Genomic DNA, 25568 nt, shown 5'->3' with positions numbered 1-25568 from the left:
CCCGTAAAAGCCCGATTGGCTCAGCTAAGTATTAGACAGACACTTCGCCTAGAAATGATTCATACACTAAAAGTATAAAGGATGTATATATTTCGAAAAATTGTTAACGCTTATAGATGTATGTTGTCATTTCGTATAGAGGGGAGGAACAGTTTATTTATCGTTGGTCTAAATTTATATAGTAATGGTTAGATAGAATACGATAAATAGGCGAATAATATGGGGTATGTCACAACAAAAGAAGAAGTTTGTATTGTGTGTGAACATAAAAAGGATAGTGGAATTCATTTGTATACGAGTTTCATATGTGAATCATGTGAACGAGAAATGATAGAAACAAATACAAATGATCCAAAGTATATGTTTTATTTACAGCAACTAAGAAAAATACAAGTATAGCCTTCGAAAAATAAAAATTGAAAAACTGAGATAAACCCCTTTTCTTTTTAGGTGGGCGAGAGCAGCTGGCCATGTATAGAAGCGGTCAGAATCTTTCCTTGCCACATGTAGGGGTTAAAACAAAGGGAGTATAGGTTATTTTTTCTGTATAGCAGCAACTTATATGTTGGGAAATTAAAATGGATTTATATAGAAGAATAGGCATATTTGCCTATTATTTTTTTTTGTGAAAATTTCTGTATAATATAGAGAGAATGAATAGTAAGGAAGAGTGAATATGGATCAAAGAAAAATGCCCTTATATGAAGCATTAAAGACTTTTGTAAGTAAGAAACCTGTATCCTTTCATGTTCCAGGGCATAAAAATGGAACAAACTTTCCTCATGAAGCACAAAAGTATTTTCATGATATACTTTCTATTGATGTAACAGAACTTACTGGACTTGATGATCTTCATAGTCCGTTTGAATGTATAGAAGAAGCACAGCGTTTATTAGCAGAGCTGTATGAAGTACAAAAAAGTTATTTTTTAATTAATGGTTCAACGGTTGGGAATTTAGCTATGCTGTTAGCGTGCTGTAATGAACATGATATAGTTCTTGTACAAAGAAACGCTCATAAATCAATTATGAATGGTCTTAAATTAACTGGGGCGCGTCCTGTCTTTCTAGAGCCATGGATTGATGAAAAACATGGTGTACCAGTTGGTGTCCCATATGAAACGATTGAGGATGCAATTTTGCAATATCCACAAACGAAAGCTCTTATTTTAACGCATCCAAACTATTATGGTATGGGTGTAGATTTAGAAAAGAGTATTGCATTAGCGCATAAAAATGGTATTCCTGTTTTAGTAGATGAGGCACATGGGGCGCATTTTTGTGTCGGAGAACCTTTTCCAACATCAGCGCTTGCGTATGGGGCTGATATTGTTGTTCATTCGGCACATAAAACATTACCAGCAATGACAATGGGTTCGTACTTACATGTAAATAGCTCGCTCATTGATGAAGAAAAAGTTTCTTCTTATTTAAGTATATTGCAATCTAGTAGTCCATCCTATCCAATCATGGCTTCTTTAGATGTAGCTCGTTCTGTATTAGCGAAGATAAAAGAAGAGGGATGTAAGGAAATTGTGGCATTTACTCAGCGCGTTAGCAGGGCATTAAGTCGCATTCCACAACTTGTTGTTTTAGATTATCCAATACAAGATGCATTAAAAGTAACGGTGCAAACACGCTGTAAGCTCTCTGGATATGAATTACAACGTCTATTTGAAGAGATAGGCATTTATGTTGAAATGGCAGATCCGTATAATGTTTTACTTATTTTACCGCTCCAAGTAAATGAAGAGTATATAAAAGTGATTGATAAGCTACAAGATGCACTATGCTCATACGATGTAGAAGATAGTAAGCCGCGTATAAATTATCCTTATAAGAATTATTTATCTTCTTTACCATTTACATATAAGCAATTGGAAAAACATAAGAAAAAAGTTGTGCCATTAAGAGATGCGTTAGGCATGATTGCGGCCGAAATGATTATACCGTATCCACCAGGGATTCCGCTGGTCATGTATGGAGAGGAAATTACATTAGAGCACATAAAGCAAATTTCTGATTTAGAAGAGACTGGTGCACGTTTTCAAGGAAATATAAAAAATATTACTGTATACGATATATAGAAAGAAGGTTTTATGAATGACGGGATTGTTTGTAACAATTGAAGGACCAGAAGGATCAGGAAAATCTACATTAATTACAAAATTATTGCCATTCTTTGAGAAGAAGAAACAAAAAGTAGTGGCAACACGTGAACCAGGTGGGATTACGATTTCAGAAGAAATTCGTACCATTTTACATAAAAAAGAGCATACAATGATGGAAGCACGTACAGAAGCGTTATTATATGCTGCAGCACGTAGGCAACATTTAGTAGAGAAGGTCATGCCGGCTCTAGAAGACGATTATATTGTAATATGTGATCGTTTTATAGATAGCTCTCTTGCTTATCAAGGATATGCACGGGGCCTAGGTGTTGATAAGGTATTTGAAATTAATCGTTTTGCGACAGAAGATTGTATGCCGGATATTACAATCTATTTAGATATTGAACCAGAGGTTGGCTTAGCACGCATTAGAAAAGATGATAATAGAGAAGTGAATCGTTTAGATTTAGAAAGCATGGAATTTCATAAACGTGTTCGTGAAGGATATTTACAATTAGTAGATCGATTTGCAGACCGTATCGTCGTTGTAAATGCAGATCAACCAATGGAAGCTGTTGTAGAAGAAGTTACTCAGCTTATTGAACAAAAATTGTTATAATAGAAGAAAGTATAAAAAGCGAGGTATGGAATATGACGAAGACGTGGGAACAACTGTCTCTTATACAACCCATTGTTGTAAAAATGTTAATGAATAGTATTGCAAAAGAGCGTATATCCCACGCTTATTTGTTAGAAGGGCCAAAAGGAACAGGTAAATTAGAAACAGCTATGCAAATGACGAAAAGCTTTCTTTGTTTACAACGAAATGGAGTGGAACCTTGCCATACATGTACGAATTGCCGACGCATTGATTCGGGCAATCACCCAAACGTATATATTGTTACACCAGATGGTCTATCCATTAAGAAACAACAAATTCACGAATTACAAGAAGAGTTTTCGAAAACGGGTCTAGAAGCAAATAAAAAAATATATATTATTGAGCATGCCGATAAGATGACAACAAATGCTGCCAATACATTGCTTAAATTTTTAGAAGAACCAAGTAGTGACACAGCAGCAATTTTGTTAACTGAGCAAAGTCATCAAATTTTAAGCACTATTTTATCCCGCTGTCAAATTGTTACATTTAGGCCGCTTCCAAAAAGTGCTTTGGTTAACCGTTTAGAAAGTGAAAAAGTAAGTATTTCTTTAGGGAATCTTGCAGCAGAACTTACAAATAGTTTTGATGAGGCACTATCGTTCTGTAATGATGAATGGTTTGCACAAGCACGAGCTTTAGTGATAAAATTATGTGAAGCCCTAGAGAAAGATGCCACGTCTCTTTTTTTTGTGCAGGAGAAGTGGGTGAAGCATTTTGGAGAGAAAGAACAACTACAGCTAGGATTAGATATGTTGCTCCTTATTTATAAGGATTTATTATATGTTCAACTGGAAGAAGAAGAGCGGCTCGTTTTTCAAGACCAAAAAGAGTTATTCCAATCTTTTTCCTATTCTCAAAAGCGCATTGTATCGGCTCTTTTCAATATATTAGAAGCAAAAAATAGAATCAACGCTAATGTAAATGCGCAGCTTGTGTTCGAGCAGTTAGTGTTGCGGTTGCAGGAGGGATGACCGTTTGTATGATGTAGTAGGTGTTCGATTTAAGAAGGCCGGAAAAGTGTATTACTTTGATCCAAATCAATTTGATATCTCAGAAAATGAGTTTGCAATCGTGGAAACAGTGCGAGGAATCGAATATGGGAAAGTTGTCATCACGAAGAAACAAGTCGATGAAAATGATGTTGTCTTACCACTAAAGAAAGTTATTCGGATTGCAAATGAAAATGACCGTACAATTGTTGAGGAAAATAAACGTGCAGCAAAAGAAGCGTATCAAGTTTGTCAGGAGAAAGTAATCGAGCATGATCTTGATATGAAACTTGTTGATGTAGAATATACATTTGATCGTAATAAGGTTATTTTTTATTTTACGGCAGACGGTCGCATTGATTTTCGCGAGCTTGTAAAAGATTTGGCAGCTATTTTCCGGACAAGAATCGAATTAAGACAGATTGGTGTTCGTGATGAAGCAAAAATGCTAGGTGGTATTGGTCCATGTGGCCGAATGCTTTGCTGTTCTACTTTTTTAGGGGATTTTGAACCTGTATCCATAAAAATGGCAAAAGATCAAAATTTATCATTAAATCCTGCGAAAATCTCAGGGTTATGTGGGCGATTAATGTGTTGTTTAAAGTATGAAAATGATGAATATGAAGCAGCGAAAGAGCAGCTTCCAGATTTAGATGAGAAGATACAAACACCGCATGGTCTTGGTCGTGTAATCGGATTAAATATTTTAGAAAGATTAATTCAAGTGGAATTAATAGACAAGGAACGGGTAGTAGAATATACGTTAGATGAATTAATGAATAAAGGGGTCGTTTCGAGTCAAACCACAGATTAATGAGGTGGGTGCTTGTGGAGAAAAAAGATATTTTTGCAGCGGTTTCCAGTATGGAAGAGCAAATTGGACATCTCTATAAACAGTTGGGAGAGTTGAAGCAGCATCTCGCAGAGCTACTTGAAGAAAACCAACATATTAAAATGGAAAATGAAAATTTGCGGAATCGTTTTGAAGAAGTTCAGAATAAGCAGAAACAGAAATCGAATAAGCGAAAAGAAATAAAGCCTAAAATAGATATCGGTGAAGGATATGATAATCTAGCACGCCTGTACCAGGAGGGTTTTCATATTTGCAATTTGCATTATGGAAGTGTACGTAAAGAAGGGGATTGCTTATTCTGTTTATCATTTTTAAATAAAAAATAAAATTACCTTTCCAATATATTGGAAAGGTAATTTTTTGTACAGATAACCAAAATAGAAGTAATGGACGTTAGACTGTTGTAAATATAGGTAAATTGTCTTAACGTTTGTTAAAATAAAGTTTGAATGATAAGGAAGGAAAGAACGATATGCAGTTGTATGAAGATGAACGTTTAGATTATTTACTATCAAAAGATATGAAAATTATTCAAAGCCCATCAGTATTTAATTTTTCATTAGATGCAGTGTTATTGGCGAACTTTGCATGGGTGCCCATTCAGAAAGGAAATATATTAGATTTGTGTACGGGCAATGCAGTGATTCCTCTTTTATTAAGTTCCCGTACGAAAGGGAAGATTACGGGAGTTGAAATACAAGAGCGTATTTACAATATGGGTGTTAGAAGTGTTCAATATAATGATTTAGAAGAAAGAATACAGCTTATTCATGGTGATTTAAAACATATGGCAGAGCAATTGGGACGACATCAGTTTGATGTTGTTACATGCAACCCGCCATACTTTCAAACGCCAAAACCATCTGAGCAAAATTTAAATGAACATTTAGCAATTGCTCGTCATGAAATTATGTGCACACTAGAAGATGTGGTACGTGTTAGCAGTCAACTTGTTAAGCAAGGAGGAAAAGTTGCGTTTGTACATCGACCTGGCCGTTTGCTTGATATTGTAACTCTTATGAGAAAATATAAGATTGAGCCAAAACGCCTCCAATTTGTGTATCCAAAAGCAGGTAAAGAAGCTAATACATTATTAATTGAAGGTATTAAAGACGGGAATGCAGATTTGAAAATTTTGCCACCTCTTTTTGTATATGAAGAGAATAATAAATATACGAAGGAAATGAATGCAATTTTATATGGAGCAGAATAAACATTATTTTTATGTTGTTGAATGTGCTGATGGAAGCTATTATGCAGGATATACAAACCATTTAGAGAAGCGAATTAAGGCTCATAATAGCGGAAAAGGAGCACGTTATACAAGAGCTAGACGTCCTGTTATATTAAAATACTTTGAAACATACGAAGAAAAAAGAACTGCGATGCAGGCAGAATATCGTTTCAAACAGCTAAAACGGAAACAAAAAGATGAGTATATACAAAAAGGAGATTATTATGTGGCAGCAAAAAAGTTTTCAGATGAATGAGAGAGGAACATTATATTTAGTTCCAACTCCAATTGGTAATTTGGAAGATATGACATTTCGTGCAATTCGTATGTTAAAGGAAGCAGATTTTATTGCAGCAGAAGATACAAGGCAAACGAAAAAGCTATGTAATTATTTTGAAATTGAAACACCAGTAATGAGTTATCATGAGCATAATAAAGAAGTGAGCGGACGAAAAATCTTAGATATGTTAGAGCAAGGAAAAACAGTGGCACTTGTCAGCGATGCGGGGATGCCATGTATCTCTGATCCCGGCTATGATATTGTTGTCCAAGCCGTAGCGGAGCAGTACCCGGTTGTACCTCTTCCTGGCCCAAATGCTGCACTTACAGCGTTAATTGCATCAGGATTAGAAACAAAACACTTTTATTTCTACGGGTTTTTACGGCGTCATAAAAAAGAGCGTAAAGCAGAATTAGAAAAGCTACGTTATATTCCAAATACAATGATGTTTTATGAGGCACCACATCGATTAGGAGAAACATTAGTCTCTATGAAAGAGGTATTAGGGAATAGAAACGTTGTATTATGTCGTGAGCTTACGAAGAAATTTGAAGAGTTTATTCGCGGTTCGTTAGAAGAAGTGATTCATTGGGCAAAGGAAAATGAAGTGCGTGGAGAATTTTGTGTTTTAGTAGAGGGTTCTACAGAAGAAGCAATTAGCGAAGAGGCGTGGTGGGAACCGTTAACAGTTGAGGAACATGTCGAATACTACATAGAGGAGAAAGGTCTTTCTTCTAAAGAAGCAATTAAAGTTGTTACAAAAGATCGGAATATGTCGAAAAGAGACGTATATCAAGCATATCATGTTGAAAAAAAATAAAGCTTCTCTAAAAGAGAAGCTTTATTTTGCTGCTGCGATAAATTGTTGTAGTTCATTTAAGATTTGCTCTGCGCCTTCTGGGCTTAAAATGATTTTACCTTCAGCTAATGAAAGGTTACTATCAGAAACCTCACCAGTTACTTGGCAAGTCATGTTTGGTTTATATTTTTTTAAGATAATCTTTTCATCATCAACGTAGATTTCAAGAGCATCCTTTTCTGCAATACCTAGTGTACGACGTAATTCAATTGGAATTACAACGCGGCCTAATTCATCAACTTTACGAACGATACCAGTAGATTTCATATTTGTTTTTCCTCCTCATATTCTGCAAGTCTATTTTAATTCGCCATTTTTCGACAAAATACCCTATGAACATATGATACCAATCATTTACATTTCCGTCAATTCTTTAATTATAAAATTTATAAAAGTTTTGTAGATTTTCGCATCTATATAAATCCAAATTAAAAAGCGACATAAAATCATCCTTTTTAGGTGGGCAAGAGCACCTAGCCATGCATAGAAGTGGTCAAGGCTTTTTCCTGCCATATGCAAGTTTTAAAACAAAGTAAGAAGGCCAGTGCAGGTCATTCTTTTATTTTGCATAGCAGCGACTTATATGCCGAAAAAGTAAAACGGATTTATATATTTATTATATATACTAAAAAATAATAGATGTATAGAAAGATTTATTTTATTCTTGGAATTTTATTGATAGTGTCGAAATATAAAAATGTATATTTTTTATTGATATGAGTAATAGATGATAAAGATATAGCACATAAACTCGTCTTTATACGTAAGTTTTTGATATACTGTTTATAAAAATACATAATATGAGGTCATTTGGGAGGTTTAAAATAATGACAGAGGAAAATAAGACCTTTTACATTACAACTCCGATTTATTATCCAAGTGGAAAGCTTCACATTGGACATGCTTATACGACAGTAGCGGGAGATGCAATGGCGCGCTATAAACGTATGCAAGGATACGATGTGTACTACTTAACAGGCACTGATGAACACGGACAAAAGATTCAAAAAAAAGCAGAAGAATTAAATGTTACACCACAAGCATACGTTGACAACATCGTAGCGGGAATTAAAGAACTGTGGGGTAAAATGGATATTTCTTATGACGATTTTATTCGTACAACCGAAGACCGTCATAAAGAAGTTGTAGAAAAAATCTTTAAACAACTTGTTGATCAAGGTGATATTTATCTTGATGAATATGAAGGTTGGTATTCTGTACAAGATGAAACGTTTTATACAGAGCATCAACTTGTTGATCCAGTGATGGAAAATGGAAAAATAGTTGGTGGGAAGAGCCCGGATAGTGGTCATCAAGTAGAACTTGTTCGCGAAGAATCCTACTTCTTTAGAATGGGGAAATATGTTGATCGACTGTTAAAGTTTTATGAAGATAATCCAAACTTCATGCAACCAGAATCACGTAAAAATGAAATGATTAATAATTTCATTAAACCAGGATTAGAAGATTTAGCTGTTTCTCGTACTTCTTTTGATTGGGGTGTTCGTGTACCGGGTAACCCGAAGCATGTTATTTACGTATGGGTAGATGCATTATCTAACTATATTACGGCATTAGGTTATGGAACGGCGAATGAAGAAAAGTATAAAAAATATTGGCCAGCAGATGTTCATTTAGTAGGAAAAGAAATTGTTCGTTTCCATACAATTTATTGGCCAATTATCTTAATGGCTCTTGATTTACCACTTCCGAAAAAAGTATTTGCGCATGGTTGGATTTTAATGAAAGACGGAAAAATGAGTAAATCAAAAGGGAATGTAGTAGATCCGGTTACGTTAATTGATCGTTATGGTTTAGATGCACTTCGTTATTATCTTCTTCGTGAAGTACCATTTGGATCAGATGGCGTATTTACACCAGAAGGATTTGTTGAGCGTATTAATTTTGATCTTGCGAATGATTTAGGAAATCTATTAAATCGTACAGTAGCGATGATTGATAAATATTTTGACGGAGAAATTCCAGCCTACAAAGAAAATGTAACGGATTTTGATGAAGCTTTAGTAACATTTGCAAAAGACACACTACAAAAAGTAGAAGATGCAATGGAAAACATGGAGTTTTCAGTAGCGCTAAGCACAATTTGGCAGCTTGTTAGCCGTACAAATAAATATATCGACGAAACACAGCCATGGGTATTAGCAAAAGATGAAAGCAATCGCGAGAAACTGGCTTCTGTTATGGCACACCTTGCAGAAGTGCTTCGTCAAACAGCAATTTTGTTAATGCCATTCTTAACAGAAACACCAGGGAAGATCTTTGAACAAATTGGAATTACAGATGAAGAATATAAAACGTGGAATAGCCTTTCTACAATTGGCTGCATTCCAGCTGGTACAAAAGTTGTGAAAGGACAGCCTGTATTCCCACGTTTAGAAGTAGAAGTAGAAGTGGAATATATTAAAGAACGAATGAAAGGATCTGCTCCAAAAGTAGAAGAAAAGAAAGAAGCAGCGCCAGAGGTAGAAGAAATTACAATTGATGATTTCTTTAAAGTAGACTTACGCGTAGCAGAAGTATTGGATGCAGAGCCTGTAAAAAAAGCAGACAAGTTGTTAAAGATCCAACTTGATTTAGGCACAGAAAAACGACAAGTTGTCTCTGGAATCGCTAAATTTTACTCTCCAGAAGAGTTAAAAGGGAAAAAAGTCATTTGTGTTACAAATTTAAAACCAGTAAAACTACGCGGTGAGTTATCACAAGGTATGATTTTAGCGGGTGAAGAAAACGGAAAATTGTCGTTAGCAACGGTCGACCAAAACTTACCAAATGGTACAAAAATTAAGTAATAACGACAAAACGAGAGATGTTTCACGTGTAACATTCGTGAAGCATCTTTTTTCTTGTCGAAAATCTTTCTAAAATTTCCTTTTTTGTATCAAAATTGTAATGTAGTTGTTATTGCGGTGTTAGGAAAGTAATTTTTCCCTATGATAGAATTTATTTCAAATAAAAGGAGTTATTATTATGTTGTTTGATACACATTCACATTTAAATGCAGAGCAATTTAAAGAGGATTTACAGGAAGTAATTGCAAGAATGAAAGAAGTGGGTGTTTCTTATACAGTTGTAGTTGGTTTTGATGAGATGACCATCAAAAAGGCAATTGAATTGGCAGAAACATATGATTTCATTTATGCAGCTGTTGGTTGGCATCCTGTTGATGCGATTGATATGACAGAAGAACATTTAAAATGGTTGGAAGAGTTAGCAGCTCATCCAAAAGTTGTTGCGCTTGGTGAAATGGGCTTAGATTATCATTGGGACAAATCTCCGAAAGAAGTGCAAAAAGAAGTATTTCGTAAACAAATTAAGCTAGCAAGAAAGGTAAATTTACCAATCATTATACATAATCGAGATGCAACACAAGACATCGTAGATATTTTAAAAGAAGAAAATGCATCCGAAGTAGGAGGAATCATGCATTGTTTTAGCGGCAGTGTTGAAGTTGCAAAACAGTGTGTGGAGATGAATTTCCTCATTTCATTAGGCGGCCCAGTAACCTTTAAAAATGCAAAGAAACCAAAAGAAGTAGCGATGGAAATTCCGATGGAACAACTTTTAATCGAAACAGATTGTCCGTATTTAACTCCTCATCCGTTTCGTGGAAAACGAAATGAACCAAGCTATGTAAAGCTTGTTGCGGAGGAAATTGCAAAATTAAAAGGACTATCTTATGAAGAAGTAGCGATCAAAACAACAGAAAATGCAAAAAAACTATTTGGCATTCAATAATGAGAAGTAGAGGGGGGGATTCCTCCTCTCTTTCTCCCTTCACCTATGTTTATCTTCAGATGAATAACACTACTAGAAATAGTAGGAGAATGAGAGTTAATAATTCTGATCTAGACAGGGAGGGTACTTATTGTGATTACAAATACTAAACATTTATAGAAGTGAGCAAAAAATTAGTCATAAGATTTACGAGTGCATTAATTATTTCAGGGTCTGTGGGGACAGTAGCGTATGCGGGAACAACAGATAAAATAATTATTGAAGTAGATGGAAAGAAACAAGAGATTTATACACATGCGAATACGATAGATGAATTATTGCAGGATGAGAAGATTCAAGTAACAGAAAAAGTGATTCAAGAAGGAATAGAAGGCAAAAAGAAGAAAGTATTTGCAGTCATCAAAGAGGATGGGAATGAAGTTTTAAGAAACTTACAGAAAGAAGAGATCGTACAAGAAGAAAAAAGTCGTATTGTAGCTGTTGGCACAAAAGAAGAAGAGCATATTCTAAGTGATGCAGAAGGTGTAGTTGCTAACGAATTTTATGTGCAAGCAACGGCGTATTCCCCGTATTGCGGCGGATGCCAAGGTGTAAGCGCAGGCGGTTATAATTATAAGGCAAATCCAAATATGAAATTAATTGCAGTAGATCCACGGATTATTCCTCTTGGAACAAAAGTATGGGTAGAAGGATACGGATATGCAGTTGCTGGTGATACGGGCGGGGCGATTAAAGGGAATCGTATTGATGTTCTTATGCCAACAGAATCACAGGCAGAAGCTTGGGGAAGAAAACAAGTGAAGATTAAAGTGTTACAATAATAGGGTAAGCAGAGGAACTTTTTCTCCTCTGCTTTTTAAATTGTATGAACTAGGAAAATAATAATGGAAAAGTAGGCGTTTTTTTGTTTTACTAATTAGAGATGTGAAATGAGTGTGGAGGAAGTTATGAAGATTAAAGAAATAATTGTTGTAGAAGGTAAAGATGATACGGTTGCCATTAAGCGTGCAGTAGATGCAGATACAATTGAAACGAACGGTTCGGCAATTGGAAATCATGTGATTGAACAGGTGAAATTGGCGCAACAAACACGAGGTGTTATTATTTTTACAGATCCTGATTATCCAGGAGAGCGTATTCGTAAAATTATTTCTGAGAAAGTACCAGGTTGTAAGCACGCATTCTTACCGAAAGAAGAAGCATTAGCGAAGCGAAAGAAGGGCGTTGGAATTGAACATGCCTCTAACGAATCTATCAGGCGCGCTTTGGAAAGTTTACACGGAGAGATGGAAGAGTACACGAGCGAAATTCAGTGGATTGACTTAGTAGAAGCGGGACTCGTTGGTGGAGAAAAAGCCAAAAGCCGTAGGGAACGAATGGGTAAGCTATTAAAGATCGGTTATACAAATGCAAAGCAGTTACATAAACGTTTGCAAATGTTCCAAATTTCAAAGCAGGATTTTGCAAAAGCGTATAAGCAAGTATTACAGGAGGAAAAGAAATGAAAGATATCGCAACGCCAAATCGTACGAAAGATATTGTTGAAAAGTATGGATTTTCATTTAAAAAGAGTTTAGGACAAAACTTTTTAATTGATACAAATGTATTAAATCGGATTGTAGATTATGCAGAGATTGGACCTGAGAGCGGGGCAATTGAGATTGGACCTGGTATTGGAGCGTTAACAGAGCAGTTGGCAAAGCGCGCTAAGAAAGTTGTAGCGTTTGAAATTGACCAACGCCTTTTACCGATTTTAGAAGAGACATTAGCACCTTATAATAATGTAACGGTAATCAATAAGGATATTTTAAAAGCAGATGTAAATACCGTATTTCAAGAGCAGTTTGAAGAAGGCCAAGATGTAATGGTGGTAGCGAACTTACCATACTATGTGACAACACCAATTTTATTTAAGCTATTAGAAGAACAATTACCAGTGCGTGGTTTTGTTGTGATGATGCAAAAAGAAGTAGCAGATCGCCTAGCGGCTCGCCCAGGAACAAAAGATTATGGTTCGTTGTCAATTGCCATTCAATACTATACAGAACCAGAAACGGTGATGACGGTTCCGCGTACGGTATTTGTACCACAGCCAAATGTGGATTCAGCAGTTATTCGTTTACTAAGACGTCAAAAGCCGCTTGTGGAAGTAAAAGATGAAGCGTTCTTCTTTGAAGTAGTGCGTGCTAGCTTTGCGCAGCGACGTAAAACATTGATGAATAACCTATCTAATAATTTAAATGGTTTTCCAAAGGATAAAATATTACTTGAGCGTATACTAGCAGAAGTTGAAATTGATCCGAAGCGAAGAGGCGAAACATTATCAATTGAAGAATTTGCAAAGTTAAGCAACGCTTTATTTTTATCCCGTATTAACGGGCAGTAATACTCCCGCCTCAAAATTGAGAGAGAATCGTTGTCCAGTTCCAGTGGCTAGAATGTTCGGTGGCTTCGCTTCTTCCTACGAGGTAAAAAACACCTCTACGTCAGAAGCTCCATCCCTCTCACATTCTGAGCAAGCCGCTTCCGTTTTTCTAAAGAAGTTAGGTGGGAGATGAAGAAAACCCCCACTGATTAAAGTTTTACTTTATATAAAATGTAAAAGGTAGCTCGTTTTGAGCTGCCTTTTTTGTCACCTTTTTCCTATAAGTTCATAGGCTAAAACAGAACGTAGTGAGTTATATGTCCCTACGAGTTTGGAGGTAAAAGGATGGCTGTACATGTTGGAGATTTAGTGGAGAGAAAGTCTTATAAGCGCGACCTTCTTTTTCGAGTAACAGAAATAAAAGACACAATAGCAATTTTGTTTGGGGAAGAATTTCGGCTCGTAGCAGATGCACCAATAGAGGATTTAGTTCTTGTCGATCAACGAGATTATACGAAAAGAGTGAAGCAGGAACGAGAAACAATGGAAAAGACATATCGCTTATTTCAACAAGATTATGTATTAATGAGAGAGCGCCAAGAATATCAGTCAACAGGCGGCTATGCAAATGAAGTAAATTATTTTCAAATGCCAGGTAAAGTGCTTCATCTTGATGGGGATCCTTTATATTTAAGAAAATGCTTAGATTTATATACGAAAATAGGTGTGCCTGTACAGGGAATTCATTGTAAAGAAACGGAGATGCAAGAGAAGGTTCTAGATTTAATCGAGCATGTTCGTCCTGATATCTTAGTGATTACCGGACATGATGCTTATACAAAATCAAAAGGAGAAATGGGAAATTTGGCAGCTTATCGTCATTCTAAGCATTTTGTACAGGCTGTACGTACAGTACGAAAAAAGTATCCTTCATTAGATCACCCTGTTATTTTTGCTGGGGCGTGTCAATCGCATTTTGAAGCCCTTATTCGAGCCGGAGCAAATTTTGCAAGTTCTCCGTCCCGCGTTAATATTCATGCGTTAGATCCAGTGTATGTTGTAGCAAAGGTGAGCTTTACATCTTTTATGGAACGAGTTAATGTTTGGGATGTCATACGCAATACAGTAACCGGTGAGAAGGGGCTTGGCGGAATTGAAACAAAGGGAATTTTACGAACAGGATTGCCTTTTCAATACTATGAAGAGTGAGCAAGGTAAGTATTTGCCTTGCTTTTTATGTACGCGCTTTTTGGGAATTGGATAAAAAAGTATAAGAAAGTACAGACTATATATGTATGACTTGTATTTTTATACTTTCCATCCCAATTACAGCGAGGTGTAGCATGATATGTCAAAACGTTTAGATGAAATTAAAAGTGCTTTGGATCATCACCTTGGTCAGAGGCTTATGCTAAAGGCAAATAGTGGAAGGAGAAAGACGATAGAACGATCTGGTGTGTTAGCAGAAACATACCGTTCTGTTTTTGTAGTTCAACTTGATCAACAAGAGGATACATTTCAGCGCGTTTCTTATAGTTATGCAGACGTATTAACAGAAACTGTTGAGCTTACATTTTATGATGCACAAGATAATGAAATTATGTTAGGTGAACAATCTGTTTAAGGATGGGTCTTTGTTACATATATTTTCCAGAGTTGAAGAAATTCGTAGTGTCACATACTAAATGTACCGTAGCGATAAAGGGGGGCCTTGCGTTGAGTAGACGAAGAGGAGTCATGTCGAATCAATTTAAAGAAGAGCTTGCAAAAGAGCTTGGATTTTATGATGTCGTGCAAAAAGAAGGATGGGGCGGAATTCGTGCGAAAGATGCTGGTAATATGGTTAAGCGTGCAATTGAAATTGCAGAGCAGCAATTAATGAAACAAAACCAGTAACAGTAAGATACTTCTATGCTACGGTAGCCGAGGAGATATTCCTCGGCTTTTTGCACGTGAAAAAGTTGTATTCGTAGTGTATAAGTAGTTTCATTCTTGATGCTTTTCGTTATAATTAGGAAAGTGTCATCGTTCTACTATAAATTTATGGTAAAATAAACGATAAAAGATTGAGTACATAGAGTAGGTGAATAGATTGAAGCTACTAGTTAAAGCACCAGCAAAAATTAACTTGTCGTTAGATGTACTAGGAAAAAGACCGGACGGTTATCATGAAGTTAAAATGATTATGACAACAATTGATTTAGCAGATCGGTTAGAACTAACAGAGTTATCTGAAGACCGGATTGAAATTGTATCTCATAATCGTTATGTGCCAGACGACCAAAGAAATTTAGCTTATCAGGCGGCAAAATTGTTAAAGGAACGCTTTCAAGTAAAAAAAGGGGTATCTATTGCAATTGAAAAAACGATTCCGGTTGCAGCGGGATTAGCAGGTGGAAGCAGTGATGCAGCTGCAGCATTAAGAGGTCTGAATCAATTATGGAATCTTGGACTTACAATTGATGAACTTGCAAAGTTTGGTGCCGAGATTGGATCAGATGTATCGTTTTGTGTATATGGCGGAACCGCTATTGCAACAGGTCGTGGAGAAAAAATTGAACATATAAAGACACCTCCTTCTTGCTGGGTTATTTTGGCCAAGCCACATATTGGTGTATCAACAGCTGACGTATATGGGAATTTAAATTTAAATCGTGTAACACATCCAGATGTAAATCGTATGGTTGAAGTGATTCAAAATGGTGATTATGAGGGAATTTGTCAAGCTGTTGGCAATGTATTAGAAGATGTAACATTCTCTATGCATCCTGAAGTTGCACATATTAAAGCACAGATGAAACGTTTCGGTGCAGATGCGGTATTAATGAGCGGTAGCGGTCCAACTGTTTTTGGTTTAGTTCATCATGATTCACGTATGCACCGCATTTATAACGGTTTAAAAGGATTTTGTGATCAAGTATACGCAGTTCGTTTATTAGGAAAGCGAGAAGGTCTTGAATAAAGACGTATAATAAGTTATGATTTGTTTAAAATATTCGTAATTTGAGGTGAGAGCATGAAAATTAGACGAAGTACAAGGTTAGTCGATATGACTTATTATTTGCTTCAAAACCCTCGTCAGTTAGTTTCTCTCACTTTTTTTGCTGGACGGTATCAGTCTGCTAAATCTTCTATTAGTGAAGATTTAGTTATTATTAAACAAACGTTTGAACAACAAGGGGTCGGCACATTACAAACGGTACCAGGTGCAGCAGGAGGAGTGAAATATATCCCATATATAAGTCAGGAAGAAGCAAAGCAAATTATTAATGAGCTTTGCAAATTATTTGAGAATCCTGATCGTATTCTTCCGGGCGGTTATTTATATATGACGGATCTTTTAAGTAACCCGCGCTACATTAATGGTGCAGGGAGGCTTTTTGCTTCTGTATTCGCAAGACAGTCGATTGACGCTGTTATGACAGTTGCCACGAAAGGGATTCCTTTGGCGTATGCAGTAGCCAATTATTTGGATGTCCCGGTCGTAATTGCTAGAAAAGATAATAAAGTAACGGAAGGTCCAACAGTAAGTATTAATTATGTATCAGGATCTTCTAAGCGTATTCAAACGATGACATTAGCAAAACGTAGTCTTCCAGAGGGTGCGAATGTATTAATCATCGATGATTTTATGAAGGCCGGCGGAACCGTACAAGGTATGATGAGTATGCTTGAGGAGTTTAATGCAAATGTTGTTGGCATTGGAGTTTTAGTGGAATCAAGTGATATTGAGGAAAGACTTGTCGATAACTTTGTTTCGTTAATTCGCTTGTCTGAAGTAGATGTGAGAGAAAAGACGATTCAAGTGGAAAAAGGAAATTATTCTTTAAGTCCATTTGCTGACGTCATTGTAGAAGTTGAATAAGAGAAGCAATCTTTTTAATAGATTGTTTTAAAGGAGATACTGTTCGTCAGAGCGGGGGAAAAGATAAAGCAACTGCTTTATCTTTTTTTATAATAATTGATAATAAGCTTTTACCAGTTGGGTACTTTGTCATGTTATTTACGAGCAGTAAGTTTTAGCGGGTGGTAAGCTTCCAACCTTGGAGGCTTACCACCTGCTAAAACAATAGGTTTCTTGTTAGGGGCGGCTTGTAAAAGCAGGACAAAAAATATAAAAGGGTGAGGAATAATGAAAGTAGTTCAAACAAATGAAGCGCCGCAGGCAATCGGTCCATATTCACAAGGTATGATTGTAAATAATATGTTTTACAGTTCTGGACAAATTCCTTTAACAGTAAATGGTGAAGTTGTGACTGGAGATATAAAGGACCAAACAGAGCTAGTGTTTCAAAATTTAAAGGCAGTATTAACAGAAGCGGGAGCATCGTTTGAGACGGTGGTAAAAACAACTGTATTCTTAAAAGATATGAATGATTTTGATGCGGTAAATGAAGTATATAGTACATATTTTTCTACAAATAAACCAGCACGTTCTTGTGTACAAGTAGTGAAACTACCGAAAGATGTATCCGTTGAAATTGAAGTTATTGCCCTTGTAAAATAAGGAATTGTAAGCGGTAACCTATGTTCATTTATATATTTCACTTATAAAAAAAATTTTATCTTAAAAATTTTTGAAAAATTGAAGGAAAAATGGAACATTTGTGGAATTTATAGAAATATATCGCTTATTTAGAAAAAGGGTGGTGAACACAAGATGGAAGTGACTGACGTAAGATTACGCCGCGTAAACACAGAAGGCCGTATGCGAGCAATTGCCTCTATTACACTGGACCACGAATTTGTTGTTCATGATATTCGTGTAATTGATGGCAATAATGGATTATTTGTAGCAATGCCAAGTAAACGTACTCCAGATGGAGAGTTCCGTGACATTGCTCATCCAATTAATTCAAATACTCGTTCTAAGATTCAAGATGCGGTTTTAGCTGAGTATCACCGTTTAGGCGAGTTAGAAGAAGTTGAGTTTGAAGAAGCTGGAGCTTCGTAAAATTCGAATAAGAAGAGCTCTAAAAGAAGAGCTCTATAATTTTGGCAAACTCCTGTAAGCATTTACAGGAGTTTGTTGTCGTTTCTATATAATATAAATCGATTTTGATTTTTTAACATATAAGTCGTCGCTATGCAGAAATAACTAATCTGCATTTGCTTTTTTATCTTTGTTTTCACATCTGCATATGGCAAGGGGTTCTCCTTGGGAAATAAAGGGTTTTCATATCGTTTTTTCTATTTGTATCTATAATAGTTACCTCAATTTTTCGTGAAAAAGGAATAGTATCGCTTATTTCATAAAAAGATATGAAATACTAAAACATTATATAAAAGTTATGGTAAAATTTAATAGTTGTAAGGTGTTTCTTGAAATATATAGTTATTTAGGATAATATCTTTAATGGATAAATAGGTTGCGATGGAGGGTCTATATGTCAAAAAGATTTGCAGTGATTCTTGCTGCAGGAAAAGGCACACGTATGAAGTCAAGTTTATACAAGGTGCTACATTCTGTATGCGGGAAACCGATGGTACAGCATGTAGTTGATCAAGTCTCTCAGCTAGAAGTACAGAAACTTGTTACGGTTGTTGGACACGGCGCTGAAAAGGTACAGGATCAATTAGGAAGTGCAAGTGAATTTGCATTGCAAACGGAGCAGCTAGGAACAGCACATGCCGTTATGCAAGCAGCTGATGCACTGGGAAACGAAGAAGGAACAACATTGGTAATTTGTGGTGATACACCTCTTATTACAGCAAAAACAATGGAAGCTTTATTAAAGCAGCATGAAGAAGCAGGTGCAAAGGCAACGGTATTAACAGCCTACATACAAGAGCCTGCTGGTTATGGCCGAATTGTTCGTAATGAAAATGGTCACGTTGAAAAAATTGTTGAACATAAAGATGCAAATGAAGTAGAGCGAGCAATTAAAGAAATTAATACAGGTACGTATTGTTTTGATAATAAAGCGCTATTCGCTTCCCTTTCTAAAGTTTCCAATGAAAATGTGCAAGGAGAATATTACCTTCCAGATGTAATTGAGATTTTGAAAAATGAAGGTCATATTGTATCTGCCTATCAAACAGAGCATTTTGATGAAACTTTAGGAGTTAATGACAGGGTCGCTCTATCGCAAGCGGAAGACATTATGAAAAAGCGTATTAACCATCAACACATGGTAAATGGTGTTACGATTATTGATCCGAATAACACGTATATTTCTGTTGATGCAAAAATTGGTAATGATACGGTTATTTATCCGGGAACAATTATTGAAGGTTATACTGTTATTGGATCAAATTGCGAAGTTGGGCCGCATACAGTCATCCGTGATAGTGAAGTGGGCGATAATACAACAATTCGTCAGTCTACTGTTCATGATAGTAAGATTGGTATTGATGTTGCAATTGGACCGTTTGCTCATATTCGTCCGCAATCTGTTATTGGTAATGAAGTTCGTGTTGGAAACTTCGTTGAAATTAAAAAGACTGTTTTTGGAAATAGAAGTAAAGCTTCTCACTTAAGCTATATTGGTGATGCAGAGGTGGGAGAAGATGTAAATCTTGGTTGTGGTTCTATTACAGTAAACTACGATGGCAAGAATAAATTTAAAACTGTAATTGGCGATGGTGTGTTTATTGGTTGTAACTCAAACCTTGTTGCTCCTGTAACAGTTGAAGATGGTGCTTATGTTGCAGCAGGTTCTACAATTACAGAAGATGTGCCAGCAAAAGCGTTATCAATTGCACGTACACGTCAAATTAATAAAGAAGACTATGTTGATCAATTGCTGAATAAGAAAAATTCATAATGTGGAGGGTTAATCTAGATGTCGACTCAATATCTAAATTCTAATTTGAAAGTATTTTCTTTAAACTCTAACAAGGCGCTTGCTGAGCAAATTGCAAAGCACATTGGAGTAGAATTAGGAAAATGTTCTGTTGCACGTTTTAGTGATGGAGAAATTCAAATTAACATTGAAGAAAGTATTCGTGGTTGCGATGTATTTATCATCCAATCTACAAGTTTCCCAGTAAACGAGCATATTATGGAATTGCTTATTATGATCGATGCATTAAAACGTGCATCTGCGAAAACAATTAACATTGTTATTCCTTACTATGGTTATGCACGCCAAGATCGTAAAGCGCGTTCTCGTGAGCCGATTACAGCGAAACTGTTTGCAAACTTACTTGAAACAGCGGGTGCTACTCGTGTAATTACTCTAGATTTACATGCTCCACAAATTCAAGGATTCTTTGATATTCCAATCGACCATTTAATGGGTGTACCTATTCTTTCTGACTACTTTAAGAAGAAAGGTCTTAAGGATATTGTAATTGTATCTCCTGACCATGGTGGTGTAACACGTGCTCGAAAAATGGCAGATCGTTTAAAAGCGCCAATCGCTATCATCGATAAACGCCGTCCACGTCCAAATGTAGCAGAAGTAATGAATATCGTAGGTAATATCGAAGGTAAAACAGCAATTTTAATTGATGACATCATTGATACAGCTGGTACAATTACATTAGCAGCAAACGCTCTTGTAGAGAACGGTGCTTCTGAAGTATATGCTTGCTGTACACACCCAGTTTTATCTGGTCCAGCAATTGAACGCATTCAAAATTCAAATATTAAAGAGTTAGTTGTAACAAACTCTATCGTATTACCAGAAGAAAAGAAAATTGATAAAGTACAAGAACTTTCTGTTGCTCCATTAATTGGAGAAGCAATTATTCGTGTTTACGAAGAAGAATCTGTAAGCGTACTATTTAATTAATTGGATAGAATGAGACGTAACCAGTGTTGGTTACGTCTTTTCGTATCGAAAAAAGAAAGTGGTGTTACAATGAAATTAATAGTAGGACTTGGTAACCCAGGCAGAGAATATGAATTAACAAGGCATAACATTGGGTTCATGGCGATAGATGAATTATCTAAACGCTGGAATATCCCATTAAATGAGCAAAAATTTAAGGGGTTATTCGGTGCGGGTTTTGTAAATGGAGAGAAAGTCATTTTATTAAAGCCACTTACATATATGAATTTATCTGGAGAAAGTATTCGTCCACTTATGGATTACTATAAAATTGATATTGAAGATTTTATAGTAATGTATGATGATTTAGATATTCCAGTTGGAAAATTGCGTCTTCGTATGAAAGGCAGTGCGGGTGGGCATAACGGTGTAAAATCAACAATTGCACATTTAGGAACACAGGAATTCCAACGCGTTCGCATGGGAATTGATCGTCCTAAAAATGGTATGAAAGTAGTTGATTATGTATTAGGACGTTTTATGGCAGATGAGACTGATGAGGTAAAACGAGCAATCGAAAAAAGTGCAGATGCATGTGAAGAATGGCTGAAAACTCCATTTTTACAAGTTATGAATACTTTCAATAATTAACATTTCCAAAATGGAATATTTTTTTATACTTATATCCATAATAGTAATAATTGTGTGGCTAGGAGGAAGTTATGGACGGACATTATTACTGCAGACATTGTGGGTATAGGATAGGTAGTATTACAGCGGAAAAAGTATACGGCGTTGTGCTAGGTCAACTAACAGAGCAAGAGCGGTTAGAAATGATTCATTTTGATGAAAACGGAAATATATATATAAAAACAATTTGTGAATCGTGTCAAAAAACGCTCGCATCCTATCCAGAGTATTATGAATATGAACTGTTCTTACAATGAAAATAAAATTTCTGTTAGAGCATGTTTTTTCTTACCGATAGTTAGCTAAACACATTGTTCCTTAATAATGTGGGAACTTTCATCCTTCTCTTTTCTAAATATAAAGATGAGAGACTTACAGTGATAGGGGATAGGATGTACTGCTTCGCTTTGGCTTGTCCAAAGCATTTTTCTGTTTTCTTTTTCCGAAATATTTGCATAAAATATAGTAGCTTGCTCTTTATGTTGAGAGGAGTTTTGAAAAATGATAGGTTTACTAGAGCAATTTTACGAAAATAAAGAAATACGATCAATTATAGATGGTTTAGAAGAAGGTTTAAAAGAACAGCTTATCTCAGGTATGGCAACTTCTTCTCGTTCATTATTAGTGGCTAGTTTATATAAAAAAACAAAGCAGTCACAGCTTGTTATAACGCATAATTTATATCAGGCGCAAAAAGTGTACGAGGATTTAGTTTCACTAATTGGAGAGCAGAATGTTTGGTTATATCCTGTAAATGAATCTATTGCATCAGAAATCGGTGTTGCGAGCCCAGAATTGAAGGCACAGCGCATTGAAGTGTTGAACCGCTTAGCGGCTGGAGAAAGTGGAATTATTGTGGCTCCTGTTGCTGGTTTGCGGCGTTTTCTACCGACAAAAGAGATGTGGAAGAAACAGCAAATTGAATTAAAAATGGGGCAAGAAATTGATCTTGATGAATTGCTTCGCAGGTTAACGACCATGGGCTATGAACGTAAATCTATGGTAGAGGCACCGGGTGAATTTAGTGTTCGCGGTGGGATATTAGATATCTATCCATTAACAGAAGAATTGCCAGTTCGTATTGAATTCTTTGATACCGAAGTAGATTCCATCCGTTCCTTTACTGTAGAAGAACAACGTTCGCAAGAGAAGATGGATAGCATATCATTTGGCCCAGCTACTGAATTTGTATTTTCTAAAGAAGAGCTAGCGGTTGGAATTCAGAAGCTAGAATTTGGTTTAGCTAATACATTAAAAAAAGTATCTGATGAGAAATTAAAAACAACAATATTAGAAACTGTTACATATGAATTAGAACTATTGAAAAATGGACAGACCATTGAGCAGATGTTCAAATATTTATCTTTATTTTATAAGGAACCTGCTAGTCTAATAGAATATTTACCGGAAAATGGTGTTGTTATTCTAGACGAAGTCTCTCGAATTCAAGAAACAGCAGATCATTTAGAAACAGAAGAAGCAGAGTGGTATATATCGCTTCTTGGAGAAGGAGCAATTGTTCAAGATTTAACTTTTTCTCATAATTTTGCCCAATTTTTGAACCATAAAAAACGAAATTTCTTATACTTAACTTTGTTTTTACGTCATATTCCGCATACAAATCCGCAAAATATTGTGAATTTGACATGTAAAACAATGCAAGACTTTCACGGTCAAATGAATTTATTAAAAACAGAAATTGATAGATGGACGAAAAGTCGGTTTACAACAGTTGTATTAGGTGCAAATGAGGAACGAACAAAGAAATTGCAGCACATTTTAAATGATTATGATATTGAAGCGGATATTATTGAAGGAACAGATGTATTGCTCCCAGGTCGTATTCAAATTGCGGTGGGTGACTTACATGCAGGTTTTGAAATGCCGATGCAAAAGCTTGCAATTATTACCGAAAAAGAATTATTTAATAAAAAGGTAAAAAAATCACAGCGTAAGCAAAAACTTTCGAATGCAGAGAGAATTAAAAGCTACTCTGAATTAAAAGTGGGTGATTACGTTGTTCACGTAAATCACGGTATCGGTAAATTTTTAGGAATTGAAACATTAGAAATTAATGGTGTCCATAAAGATTATTTGCATATTAAGTATCAAGGGAATGATAAGTTATACGTTCCAATTGAACAAATTGATCAAGTACAAAAGTATGTGGGATCCGAGGGGAAAGACCCTAAAGTTTATAAACTTGGCGGAAATGATTGGAAGAAGGTTAAGACGAAAGTAGAAAAATCTGTTCAAGATATTGCAGATGATTTAATTAAGCTGTATGCAGAGCGCGAAGCGTCAAAGGGTTATGGTTTTACTCCAGATACATCTGAACAACAGGAGTTTGAATCGTTATTTCCTTATCAAGAAACAGAAGATCAGTTACGCTCAATTGCAGAAATCAAGAAGGATATGGAGCGCGGTCGTCCGATGGATCGCCTGCTTTGCGGCGATGTTGGATATGGAAAAACTGAAGTTGCGATTCGGGCCGCTTTTAAAGCGATTATGGATGAAAAGCAAGTTGCGATTTTAGTGCCAACAACGATTTTAGCACAGCAGCATTATGAAACAATTCGAGAACGTTTTCAAGATTATCCTATTAATATCGGGTTATTAAGTCGCTTCCGTACGAGAAAACAGCAAAATGAAACAATTAAAGGATTAAAAGATGGAACTGTTGATATTGTTATCGGTACACATCGTCTTCTGTCAAAGGATGTCATATATAAAGATTTAGGATTACTTATTATTGATGAAGAGCAGCGATTTGGTGTAACACATAAGGAAAAAATTAAGCAGTTAAAAGCTAATGTCGATGTACTAACATTAACAGCAACGCCAATTCCCCGTACGCTTCATATGTCTATGTTAGGTGTTCGCGATTTATCTGTTATTGAAACACCGCCAGAAAATCGGTTCCCGGTGCAAACGTACGTTGTGGAATATAATCCAGCGTTAATAAGAGAAGCGATTGAACGTGAGTTGGCACGAGGCGGGCAAGTGTATTTCTTATACAATCGCGTTGAAGATATTGAGCGAAAAGTAGATGAAATTTCAATGCTTGTTCCTGATGCGCGTGTAACTTTTGCGCATGGAAAGATGAATGAAGGTGAATTAGAATCTGTTATGCTTTCCTTCTTAGAGGGTCAGCACGATGTACTTGTAAGTACAACGATTATTGAAACAGGTGTTGATATTCCGAATGTAAATACATTAATTGTGTTCGATGCAGATCGTATGGGATTATCGCAGTTGTATCAGTTGCGTGGCCGGGTAGGACGTTCTAATCGTGTTGCCTATGCGTATTTCACATATAAGCGTGATAAAGTGTTATCCGAGGTTGCAGAAAAACGCCTGCAAGCCATTAAAGAATTTACAGAGCTAGGCTCTGGATTTAAAATTGCGATGCGTGATTTGTCTATTCGCGGAGCAGGTAATTTATTAGGTGCAGAGCAACATGGATTTATTGATTCCGTTGGTTTTGATTTATATTCACAAATGTTAAAAGATGCAATTGAACAGCGAAGAGGTACGGGTGCAGAAGAGCAAACGATTGATGTTGAGATTGATCTAGAAGTAGATGCATATTTACCGGATGCGTATATTTCCGATAGCAAACAAAAAATCATGATGTATAAGCAATTTAGGGGCGTTTCTGCTATTGAGGATATTGAAGAATTACAAGAAGAGATGATTGATCGCTTCGGTGACTATCCACAAGAAGTTGGATATTTACTACAAATTGCAAGTATTAAAGTGTTAGCAACGCAAGAAGGGATCGAATTGATTAAGCAAACGAAACAAGAAGTGACACTGCTGTTTTCAGAAAAGGCGAGTCAAAATATTGATGGTGGAAAATTATTTATGCTTGGAAGCAGTTTTGGGCGCATGATTGGTCTTGGTATGGAAGGTTCACGCTTGAAAATTGTGATGAATGCGCGTGAACTAGAAGTAGCAAAGTGGCTTACAATCGCCGAAAATTTATTAAAAGGTTTAAAAGATGTGAAAAAAGAAGAGATAAATGCTTAAATGAGAATAAAAAATACC

The 25568-nt window shown here is 36.0% G+C and carries 27 protein-coding genes; 26 read left to right on the top strand and 1 reads right to left on the bottom strand.

The window, feature by feature from the left end:
* Positions 1-219: 219 nt before the first annotated feature.
* The 9 genes from V7024_RS14885 to rsmI all read left to right on the top strand — a co-directional run bounded on the left by V7024_RS14885 (position 220) and on the right by rsmI (position 6950).
* Positions 220-399: a sigma factor G inhibitor Gin gene (locus tag V7024_RS14885; RefSeq protein WP_335521296.1), complete on the top strand. Its 180-nt coding sequence runs from the start codon at positions 220-222 to the stop codon at positions 397-399.
* Positions 400-676: 277 nt separating this feature from the next.
* Positions 677-2086 (top strand): aminotransferase class I/II-fold pyridoxal phosphate-dependent enzyme, encoded by a 1410-nt coding sequence (locus V7024_RS14880; RefSeq protein ID WP_335521294.1) that lies wholly within the window; start codon positions 677-679, stop codon positions 2084-2086.
* A 16-nt stretch (positions 2087-2102) separates the two neighbouring features.
* Complete coding sequence (tmk, locus tag V7024_RS14875; RefSeq protein ID WP_335521292.1) at positions 2103-2729, top strand: dTMP kinase; 627 nt, start codon at positions 2103-2105, stop codon at positions 2727-2729.
* A gap of 32 nt (positions 2730-2761) precedes the next feature.
* Positions 2762-3745 carry a DNA polymerase III subunit delta' gene (gene holB, locus V7024_RS14870; RefSeq protein WP_335521290.1) on the top strand — a complete coding sequence of 328 codons (984 nt, stop codon included), beginning with the start codon at positions 2762-2764 and terminating at the stop codon, positions 3743-3745.
* A 4-nt stretch (positions 3746-3749) separates the two neighbouring features.
* On the top strand, positions 3750-4577 hold the full coding sequence (locus V7024_RS14865) for a PSP1 domain-containing protein (protein ID WP_335521288.1): 828 nt from the start codon (positions 3750-3752) through the stop codon (positions 4575-4577).
* A 14-nt stretch (positions 4578-4591) separates the two neighbouring features.
* Positions 4592-4942, top strand: coding sequence for a DNA replication initiation control protein YabA (gene yabA, locus V7024_RS14860; protein ID WP_154713461.1), 351 nt, complete (start codon positions 4592-4594; stop codon positions 4940-4942).
* Positions 4943-5088: 146 nt separating this feature from the next.
* Positions 5089-5829: a tRNA1(Val) (adenine(37)-N6)-methyltransferase gene (locus tag V7024_RS14855; protein WP_335521285.1), complete on the top strand. Its 741-nt coding sequence runs from the start codon at positions 5089-5091 to the stop codon at positions 5827-5829.
* The gene (locus V7024_RS14850) at positions 5816-6106 is read left to right on the top strand and encodes a GIY-YIG nuclease family protein (RefSeq protein WP_090918170.1); all 291 of its coding nucleotides are present in this window, start codon (positions 5816-5818) and stop codon (positions 6104-6106) included. The genes V7024_RS14855 and V7024_RS14850 overlap by 14 nt, the downstream gene beginning before the upstream one ends.
* Positions 6075-6950, top strand: coding sequence for a 16S rRNA (cytidine(1402)-2'-O)-methyltransferase (gene rsmI, locus V7024_RS14845; RefSeq protein ID WP_335521281.1), 876 nt, complete (start codon positions 6075-6077; stop codon positions 6948-6950). The genes V7024_RS14850 and rsmI overlap by 32 nt, the downstream gene beginning before the upstream one ends.
* 21 nt (positions 6951-6971) lie before the next feature.
* On the opposite strand, the gene V7024_RS14840 is transcribed toward rsmI, so the two are convergent.
* The gene (locus V7024_RS14840; RefSeq protein WP_020062162.1) at positions 6972-7256 is read right to left on the bottom strand and encodes an AbrB/MazE/SpoVT family DNA-binding domain-containing protein; all 285 of its coding nucleotides are present in this window, start codon (positions 7254-7256) and stop codon (positions 6972-6974) included.
* A gap of 560 nt (positions 7257-7816) precedes the next feature.
* Between V7024_RS14840 and metG the strand changes: the two genes are divergently transcribed.
* The 17 genes from metG (at position 7817) to mfd (ending at position 25550) form a co-directional block, all read left to right on the top strand.
* Positions 7817-9799: a methionine--tRNA ligase gene (metG, locus tag V7024_RS14835; protein WP_335521279.1), complete on the top strand. Its 1983-nt coding sequence runs from the start codon at positions 7817-7819 to the stop codon at positions 9797-9799.
* A gap of 178 nt (positions 9800-9977) precedes the next feature.
* A complete protein-coding gene (locus V7024_RS14830) occupies positions 9978-10745 on the top strand; it encodes a TatD family hydrolase (RefSeq protein ID WP_335521277.1) in 768 nt (255 codons plus the stop codon).
* A 161-nt stretch (positions 10746-10906) separates the two neighbouring features.
* The gene (locus V7024_RS14825; protein WP_335521275.1) at positions 10907-11566 is read left to right on the top strand and encodes a 3D domain-containing protein; all 660 of its coding nucleotides are present in this window, start codon (positions 10907-10909) and stop codon (positions 11564-11566) included.
* 126 nt (positions 11567-11692) lie between these two features.
* Positions 11693-12250: a ribonuclease M5 gene (gene rnmV, locus V7024_RS14820; RefSeq protein ID WP_335521274.1), complete on the top strand. Its 558-nt coding sequence runs from the start codon at positions 11693-11695 to the stop codon at positions 12248-12250.
* Positions 12247-13131: a 16S rRNA (adenine(1518)-N(6)/adenine(1519)-N(6))-dimethyltransferase RsmA gene (rsmA, locus tag V7024_RS14815; RefSeq protein WP_335521272.1), complete on the top strand. Its 885-nt coding sequence runs from the start codon at positions 12247-12249 to the stop codon at positions 13129-13131. The genes rnmV and rsmA overlap by 4 nt, the downstream gene beginning before the upstream one ends.
* Before the next feature lie 324 nt (positions 13132-13455).
* Complete coding sequence (gene yabG / locus V7024_RS14810; protein ID WP_335521270.1) at positions 13456-14319, top strand: sporulation peptidase YabG; 864 nt, start codon at positions 13456-13458, stop codon at positions 14317-14319.
* 139 nt (positions 14320-14458) lie between these two features.
* Entirely contained in the window at positions 14459-14734 is a 276-nt protein-coding gene (gene veg / locus V7024_RS14805; RefSeq protein WP_035433605.1) for a biofilm formation stimulator Veg, read from the top strand.
* Between the two features lie 92 nt (positions 14735-14826).
* Complete coding sequence (gene sspF / locus V7024_RS14800) at positions 14827-15006, top strand: acid-soluble spore protein SspF (protein ID WP_001985066.1); 180 nt, start codon at positions 14827-14829, stop codon at positions 15004-15006.
* Positions 15007-15202: 196 nt separating this feature from the next.
* Positions 15203-16072 carry a 4-(cytidine 5'-diphospho)-2-C-methyl-D-erythritol kinase gene (gene ispE / locus V7024_RS14795; protein ID WP_335521268.1) on the top strand — a complete coding sequence of 290 codons (870 nt, stop codon included), beginning with the start codon at positions 15203-15205 and terminating at the stop codon, positions 16070-16072.
* A 54-nt stretch (positions 16073-16126) separates the two neighbouring features.
* Complete coding sequence (gene purR, locus V7024_RS14790) at positions 16127-16975, top strand: pur operon repressor (protein WP_335521266.1); 849 nt, start codon at positions 16127-16129, stop codon at positions 16973-16975.
* Positions 16976-17242: 267 nt separating this feature from the next.
* Complete coding sequence (locus V7024_RS14785; protein WP_098917484.1) at positions 17243-17617, top strand: RidA family protein; 375 nt, start codon at positions 17243-17245, stop codon at positions 17615-17617.
* Between the two features lie 153 nt (positions 17618-17770).
* Positions 17771-18064, top strand: coding sequence for a septation regulator SpoVG (spoVG, locus tag V7024_RS14780; protein WP_002174553.1), 294 nt, complete (start codon positions 17771-17773; stop codon positions 18062-18064).
* 433 nt (positions 18065-18497) lie between these two features.
* Positions 18498-19877, top strand: coding sequence for a bifunctional UDP-N-acetylglucosamine diphosphorylase/glucosamine-1-phosphate N-acetyltransferase GlmU (glmU, locus tag V7024_RS14775; RefSeq protein ID WP_335521264.1), 1380 nt, complete (start codon positions 18498-18500; stop codon positions 19875-19877).
* Positions 19878-19895: 18 nt separating this feature from the next.
* Complete coding sequence (locus V7024_RS14770; protein ID WP_098917482.1) at positions 19896-20849, top strand: ribose-phosphate diphosphokinase; 954 nt, start codon at positions 19896-19898, stop codon at positions 20847-20849.
* A gap of 69 nt (positions 20850-20918) precedes the next feature.
* Positions 20919-21479 carry an aminoacyl-tRNA hydrolase gene (gene pth, locus V7024_RS14765; RefSeq protein WP_335521261.1) on the top strand — a complete coding sequence of 187 codons (561 nt, stop codon included), beginning with the start codon at positions 20919-20921 and terminating at the stop codon, positions 21477-21479.
* 71 nt (positions 21480-21550) lie between these two features.
* A complete protein-coding gene (locus V7024_RS14760) occupies positions 21551-21775 on the top strand; it encodes an anti-sigma-F factor Fin family protein (RefSeq protein ID WP_335521260.1) in 225 nt (74 codons plus the stop codon).
* Positions 21776-22019: 244 nt separating this feature from the next.
* Positions 22020-25550, top strand: coding sequence for a transcription-repair coupling factor (gene mfd / locus V7024_RS14755; RefSeq protein WP_335521258.1), 3531 nt, complete (start codon positions 22020-22022; stop codon positions 25548-25550).
* Positions 25551-25568: the final 18 nt, after the last annotated feature.

It is taken from the genome of Bacillus sp. JJ864 (assembly GCF_036963045.1).
In the GTDB taxonomy this organism is placed as follows: Bacteria; Bacillota; Bacilli; order Bacillales; family Bacillaceae_G; genus Bacillus_A; species Bacillus_A pseudomycoides_C.
Note: the sequence above shows the minus strand (reverse complement) of the source record. Positions and strands in the feature narration are given on the sequence as shown.

Excerpts from the sequence above, each read along its gene's own strand:
- V7024_RS14885 (WP_335521296.1), top strand. The coding sequence starts at position 220 with ATGGGGTATGTCACAACAAAAGAAGAAGTTTGTATTGTGTGTGAACAT.
- V7024_RS14880 (WP_335521294.1), top strand. The coding sequence starts at position 677 with ATGGATCAAAGAAAAATGCCCTTATATGAAGCATTAAAGACTTTTGTA.
- tmk (WP_335521292.1), top strand. The coding sequence starts at position 2,103 with ATGACGGGATTGTTTGTAACAATTGAAGGACCAGAAGGATCAGGAAAA.
- holB (WP_335521290.1), top strand. The coding sequence starts at position 2,762 with ATGACGAAGACGTGGGAACAACTGTCTCTTATACAACCCATTGTTGTA.
- V7024_RS14855 (WP_335521285.1), top strand. The coding sequence starts at position 5,089 with ATGCAGTTGTATGAAGATGAACGTTTAGATTATTTACTATCAAAAGAT.
- V7024_RS14850 (WP_090918170.1), top strand. The coding sequence starts at position 5,816 with ATGGAGCAGAATAAACATTATTTTTATGTTGTTGAATGTGCTGATGGA.
- rsmI (WP_335521281.1), top strand. The coding sequence starts at position 6,075 with ATGTGGCAGCAAAAAAGTTTTCAGATGAATGAGAGAGGAACATTATAT.
- V7024_RS14840 (WP_020062162.1), bottom strand. The coding sequence starts at position 7,256 with ATGAAATCTACTGGTATCGTTCGTAAAGTTGATGAATTAGGCCGCGTT.
- metG (WP_335521279.1), top strand. The coding sequence starts at position 7,817 with ATGACAGAGGAAAATAAGACCTTTTACATTACAACTCCGATTTATTAT.
- V7024_RS14830 (WP_335521277.1), top strand. The coding sequence starts at position 9,978 with ATGTTGTTTGATACACATTCACATTTAAATGCAGAGCAATTTAAAGAG.
- rnmV (WP_335521274.1), top strand. The coding sequence starts at position 11,693 with ATGAAGATTAAAGAAATAATTGTTGTAGAAGGTAAAGATGATACGGTT.
- rsmA (WP_335521272.1), top strand. The coding sequence starts at position 12,247 with ATGAAAGATATCGCAACGCCAAATCGTACGAAAGATATTGTTGAAAAG.
- yabG (WP_335521270.1), top strand. The coding sequence starts at position 13,456 with ATGGCTGTACATGTTGGAGATTTAGTGGAGAGAAAGTCTTATAAGCGC.
- veg (WP_035433605.1), top strand. The coding sequence starts at position 14,459 with ATGTCAAAACGTTTAGATGAAATTAAAAGTGCTTTGGATCATCACCTT.
- purR (WP_335521266.1), top strand. The coding sequence starts at position 16,127 with ATGAAAATTAGACGAAGTACAAGGTTAGTCGATATGACTTATTATTTG.
- V7024_RS14785 (WP_098917484.1), top strand. The coding sequence starts at position 17,243 with ATGAAAGTAGTTCAAACAAATGAAGCGCCGCAGGCAATCGGTCCATAT.
- spoVG (WP_002174553.1), top strand. The coding sequence starts at position 17,771 with ATGGAAGTGACTGACGTAAGATTACGCCGCGTAAACACAGAAGGCCGT.
- glmU (WP_335521264.1), top strand. The coding sequence starts at position 18,498 with ATGTCAAAAAGATTTGCAGTGATTCTTGCTGCAGGAAAAGGCACACGT.
- V7024_RS14770 (WP_098917482.1), top strand. The coding sequence starts at position 19,896 with ATGTCGACTCAATATCTAAATTCTAATTTGAAAGTATTTTCTTTAAAC.
- pth (WP_335521261.1), top strand. The coding sequence starts at position 20,919 with ATGAAATTAATAGTAGGACTTGGTAACCCAGGCAGAGAATATGAATTA.
- V7024_RS14760 (WP_335521260.1), top strand. The coding sequence starts at position 21,551 with ATGGACGGACATTATTACTGCAGACATTGTGGGTATAGGATAGGTAGT.
- mfd (WP_335521258.1), top strand. The coding sequence starts at position 22,020 with ATGATAGGTTTACTAGAGCAATTTTACGAAAATAAAGAAATACGATCA.